Below are 1,240 nucleotides of genomic sequence, written 5' to 3'. Positions count from 1 at the left end.
CCCGCCGGGCGCGAGCGCCGCGACGGCCGCATCGACCACGCCTTCGTCGCTGCCCCCGCCGCCGACGAATATCGCATCCGGTGCGGGCAGGCCTTCGAGTGCCGCCGGCGCCGCGCCTTCGATCACCTTCAGGTCCGGCACGCCGAGTTCCGCGGCGTTCCGGTAGATGCGCCCTGCCCGTTCTGCGTCTTGCTCGATCGCCACCGCGCGCATGGAGGGATGCGCCAGCATCCATCCGATGGCGACGGAGCCGGATCCCGCGCCGATGTCCCACAGCAATTCCCCGCGCCGCGGCGCGAGCGCGGAAAGCGTGACCGCGCGGATTTCGCGCTTGGTGATCTGCCCGTCATGATCGAAGAGATCGTCAGCAAGGCCGGGGCCGAGCGGCAGGACGCGCGCACCCGCGGCTTCCCGCACCTCGACCGCCACCACGTTGAGCGGATCGAAAGCGCGCTTGCCGAGTTCCCCGGCGGTAAAGGTGCTCACATTCTCGCGCGGGCCGCCCAGCGCTTCCAATATGTGCATGCGCGCGGCGCCGAAGCCGTTGCGCCGAAGCAGGGCGGCAACCGCCTTCGGTCCGTCGCCGTCGGAGGTAAGCGCGATGACGTGCCGGCCCGGATGGAGCAACGGCAGGATGCGCTCGACCGCCCGGCCGTGCAGCGAGACGGTCTCCACCTCCTGGAGCGCCCAGCCGAGCCGGGCAGCGGCAAGGCTGAAGGCGGAAGGTGCCGGCACGACCTGCATCTCGGCCGCGTCCACGTGGCGCGCCAGCGTGGCACCGACGCCGAAATGAAGAGGATCGCCCGAGGCGAGCACGCAGACCCTGCGTCCGCGCAAGCCCAGCACCTCGGTCATGGCGCTGTCGAAGGGCACCGGCCATGGCCGCGCCTCGCCGCCGATCAGCGATCCGGCCAGATCGAGATGACGCCGGCCGCCGAAGACGAATTCCGCCTGCGCGATGAGATCGCGCGCTTTCGGGCTCAGCCCGTCGGCGCCGTCCTCGCCGATGCCGACGATGACGAGCCATTTCTCCGTTGCGCCGGCAGGGGTCCATTCTCTAGATGGCATGATGAACCCTCGGCACGTTCTCATCCTCGGCGGCACGGGCGAAGCGCGGCGGCTGGCCGAAGCGCTGGCCGGCGAGCCTACCCTCAGCGTCACCCTGTCCCTGGCAGGACGTACGGCGAACCCGCGCGCGCAGACAGGTCATGTGCGCGTCGGGGGCTTCGGGGGCGCCGAC

At 71.1% G+C, this 1,240-nt stretch carries 2 protein-coding genes; one reads left to right on the top strand and one right to left on the bottom strand.

Annotation, left to right across the window (positions count from 1 at the left end; translation table 11 throughout):
- Positions 1 to 1,068: precorrin-6y C5,15-methyltransferase (decarboxylating) subunit CbiE (gene cbiE / locus ACFP9U_RS25145; protein ID WP_378625617.1), on the bottom strand; the 1,068-nt coding region annotated here is incomplete at its 3' end.
- Position 1,069: 1 nt separating this feature from the next.
- Here cbiE and ACFP9U_RS25140 point away from each other — a divergent pair.
- A partial coding sequence (locus ACFP9U_RS25140; protein WP_378625619.1) for a precorrin-6A/cobalt-precorrin-6A reductase occupies positions 1,070 to 1,240 on the top strand: 171 nt, incomplete at its 3' end.

The sequence above is a fragment of the Nitratireductor sp. GCM10026969 genome (assembly GCF_042660605.1).
Classification (GTDB): domain Bacteria; phylum Pseudomonadota; class Alphaproteobacteria; order Rhizobiales; family Rhizobiaceae; genus Chelativorans.
Note: the sequence above shows the minus strand (reverse complement) of the source record. Positions and strands in the feature narration are given on the sequence as shown.